Origin of the sequence: Campylobacter sp. BCW_6460, from assembly GCF_001762705.1 — a bacterium.
Lineage (GTDB): Bacteria > Campylobacterota > Campylobacteria > Campylobacterales > Campylobacteraceae > Campylobacter_D > Campylobacter_D jejuni.
The window spans coordinates 1-3,591 of sequence record NZ_MJXI01000026.1 but is presented as its reverse complement, the minus strand read 5'-3'; the positions used below and the strand labels follow the sequence as shown (position 1 = coordinate 3,591).

Genomic DNA, 3,591 nt, shown 5'->3' with positions numbered 1-3,591 from the left:
TGAACTTACCCTCTCAAATATAAAAGATAAAGAACAAATTTATTTAAAAGCCCAAAAGGATTATGATGAATTAGTCCAGCATAATTTCACTCAAAGAATTTTAAATGATAAAGATTCTAAGGTAGATGGAATTTATAATGAAAGGATTAAAAAGGTTCATACTCAAATCATAGACTTAGCTAAAAATGTCAATGTAGGAGGAGAATACTTAACTAATGTGGGCTTATCTAAAGATACCATAGTAGGATTAAGCAATACCTTAAATGTAGGAGTAGATAATAAAGTAAGAGTGGCAAAAACTCTCATGAGTTTGTAGGAGAAAACAAAGACATAGAAATAGGTGCTAATCAAAATACCATCATACATAAGGATGAGATAAGGAATGTGAAGGGAAATAAAAAGGAAGTGGTTGAGGGAAAACTTGAGCTTCATGTTAATAAAGGAATAAATTACTTTACGGAAGAACATTTTAGTATGCAAACTAACAATTACATTGATATATATATACAGAACAAAATTTAAGCACGCAAACTAAAAAACAACATACAGAACTTGCAGAATCTAAATATAGTGACTTTCAAACAGATTGTGAAGTAAAGGCAGGCAATCAAATCCTCCACCAAGTAGGCGATACTCAAATTGTTACTAAGGGAGATTGTGTTATTATTAAAGCAGGTGGAGTTGAAGTAACTATAGACTCTAATGGACTTGTGGTTAGAGGTGGAGAGATTAAAGCAGAGTAATAAAGAATAAACAATGAATAAACCCTTCTACAAACTTAAAAAATTTTATATACCTTGTATTATATTTATCATAATACTTGCTGTGCTTGCAAAATTACTTTATTCTCCTTTATATACGATTTATTGGGGAATGTATCATTATCCTAAAGTTCAACTAGAATTTAAAAACTTTGAAAAAATGACTTTAAATCCAAGCCCTAAGGATATGATTAAAATTGTAGATGATCATCAAGATTTTAAAGATTTAAATGCAAAAATGCAAAAGGCTATTTTTGATTTTAAGGTGGCTAAATTCTTTGGATTTGAGGATAGATATTTTGAATTTTCTCTTAAAAATTACATCGGGTTTTTTATTTTTTTGTATAGCAAAGAACAAATTTATTTTAATTATCTTAATTTCATAAGCGGTATAAATTCAACTTCCAATGAAAAGCAAAAATATTTAGCCCTAAGAGCAACTACCAAAGATTTAGAAAAACAAATTTTTGAAGAAAAACTTAAATTTATAAAACATTATGATGATTTTTATGATTATTTAGATAGCATAGGTTATTTGGATAAGGGAACAGAATATATAGGTATGGCAATTTCTTTTAAAACATTGATTCAAAATGTATTTTTGTCTAATAATGCTCAATTATGCTCTTTTGAAGATAGAAACTTAATGTTTAAAAACATGAAAGAAAATTATGAAATATTTAAAAATTTAGATGTAAAAAATATAGATGATTTAAAGAGAAATATTTATAAAAAAATATTAATTGATATGGAAAATCTCCTAAATGAAACCCAAAGGGCTTTAGATGAATGCAAATAGAAGATGAAACAAAGAAGTGTTTAAAAAATCGCACATATTATGGAAGTTGGAAATTTTTAAATCCCAAATTAGATCTCTTGCCAAGTCCTTTATACTATGTTCAGCCAAGTGAGTTAGATTCTAGGATTGTGGCATATTATTTCAGAAAGGAAATTAAATTATAATGACTCCACCACCTTTACCAGATGTAGAAAAACATAAAGATTTCTTACAAACCAGAAAAGAACCTTATGCTATTTATTTAGCCATAAATACAAACATAAAAAGTTATAATAATATTTGTCCTAGCGAGCAATATTTTTGGAAATTTAATGATATGAATGAGCTTGAATGCTATAATCCAAAATTTGGCATATATCTTGGTAAAATTGTTTTTGATAAAAAAGGCAACAAACTCATCCCAAAATACATAGCCACTAAATTTGAAAATTTAGAAGAAGAAGTTAAAAAGATAAAAAATCCTTTATGGCTTGCTAATAAAAATCCTAATTATATTAAACCTAAATTTTATGATGGTATGGATGGGGGTTATTATTTTGAAAGTCCAAATAATTTAGAGTATCAATGCAAAATAGAAAAAGACACTCAAATTTTAAGCCAAGAACAAATCATTTCCTATGTGAAAGAACTTTATAGTAAAAACACAATGATAATAAAAAATTATATTGATGCAATCAATAAAGACTATGGCATAAAACCTTTCGTATTTAGTGATGAAATTTATGATCAATTAGGAGAAGTTGGCATTCTTACAAAAGAACAAGCTAATAATTTTAAAGATAAAAGTTATATTAAAAAAAATCCAATATTGCTTGCTATGCTTGATTATTTAGCAAAACAAAATAAAAAAGATGAAGATTATTTAATCACTTTTGATGATGAGTATTTTTATGCTGATTTGGTTTGGAGTTTAAAAGATTTCTTATTAGAGCTTTCTTATGGTTTGTTTCAAGATGAAACCAAGCTTCTTTTTAATCCTGCAGCTTATATGGATGACACAAAAATAGATTATAAAAATTTAAACGAAGAAATAAATAAGCGTTATGAAAAAATATTGCTTGATATGGGATTTGAAGGAGAAAATGGTTATTTTAATGATTATTATGATTATGGCTTTGGCAATAATGGTATTTTTAAATTTAGCATATATGATTATTTTGCTTATGATGAAATAGGAGTGCAACCAATTCAACAAAGCCCATATATTTCTCCTAGAAGCCCTTTTTATAGCCCTAATTTTGTCTATTCTGATGGAAATTATCACGGAGATGCAAAGCTTATCCCTTCTGCTTTAGGAAAGTATTATTTTGAGCTTTCCTATCAGAAAGGAGTTTATATAGAACTTTTACGCCCTTATTATCCAAGCATAAAAGATTTACCAAAAGGTTGGGACAATAAAATGCTAGAAAAAGCTAATTTAAAATAAATATGAGCATCCATGAAAAAACCTTTTTACAAACTTAAAAGATTTTATATACCTTGTGGTGTGCTTGTAGTTTTGATTATTTTTACAAACTTAACTTATCATTTTTTACAACGCCCTTTAGAGCTTATTTTTTGGGATGGATGTGATATATCAAAATTATCTATTAATAACAAAGAGAAAAATTTTAAAACAATGAAAACTGTAAATTACTCCTACTTTCGCTAACGCTTAGAAGTAGGAGGTTCCTAACTAAAGCAAGTATTCTTAGCTAGCTCGAAAGGCTTCTTGTTTATAGCTTACACCTAAATTTTCATATAAAATATTAAAACTTATACAAAAATCTTTCATAAATTGTTTCAGAAGTTAAAGAGTTTGTTTGGTATAATTGCATTAAGGGTTTTGCCACAAGGCTGCAACCCTGTGGCATAATCACACCCTAGAAAGGGGGTGAACTATATGACACGACTCATACTTATAATTATACTAATTTGTATAATTACTGTCAAGGCTTATTAGCCTTGCCCCTTTGGGGGTGAATTTCTCCTTGTGGCTTACCCAACAAACTTTTAACTAAACTTCTCTTCTTCTATTGAATTTCTATATTT

At 27.8% G+C, this 3,591-nt stretch carries 3 protein-coding genes and 1 pseudogene; all 4 read left to right on the top strand.

Going from position 1 to position 3,591, the window contains the following annotated elements:
- Positions 1-743: pseudogene (locus tag AJ881_RS09695) on the top strand (bacteriophage T4 gp5 trimerisation domain-containing protein); the annotation flags it as partial.
- Between the two features lie 13 nt (positions 744-756).
- Positions 757-1,560, top strand: a complete 804-nt coding sequence (locus AJ881_RS04800) for a hypothetical protein (protein WP_070282235.1) — start codon at positions 757-759, stop codon at positions 1,558-1,560.
- A 163-nt stretch (positions 1,561-1,723) separates the two neighbouring features.
- Entirely contained in the window at positions 1,724-2,986 is a 1,263-nt protein-coding gene (locus AJ881_RS04795; protein WP_070282237.1) for a hypothetical protein, read from the top strand.
- 12 nt (positions 2,987-2,998) lie between these two features.
- The gene (locus AJ881_RS04790) at positions 2,999-3,211 is read left to right on the top strand and encodes a hypothetical protein (RefSeq protein ID WP_070282240.1); all 213 of its coding nucleotides are present in this window, start codon (positions 2,999-3,001) and stop codon (positions 3,209-3,211) included.
- The last annotated feature ends 380 nt before the right edge of the window (positions 3,212-3,591 follow it).

What these genes read in the sequence shown, in the direction of transcription:
- AJ881_RS04800 (WP_070282235.1), top strand. Translation starts at nt 757, where the DNA reads ATGAATAAACCCTTCTACAAACTTAAAAAATTTTATATACCTTGTATT.
- AJ881_RS04795 (WP_070282237.1), top strand. Translation starts at nt 1,724, where the DNA reads ATGACTCCACCACCTTTACCAGATGTAGAAAAACATAAAGATTTCTTA.
- AJ881_RS04790 (WP_070282240.1), top strand. Translation starts at nt 2,999, where the DNA reads ATGAAAAAACCTTTTTACAAACTTAAAAGATTTTATATACCTTGTGGT.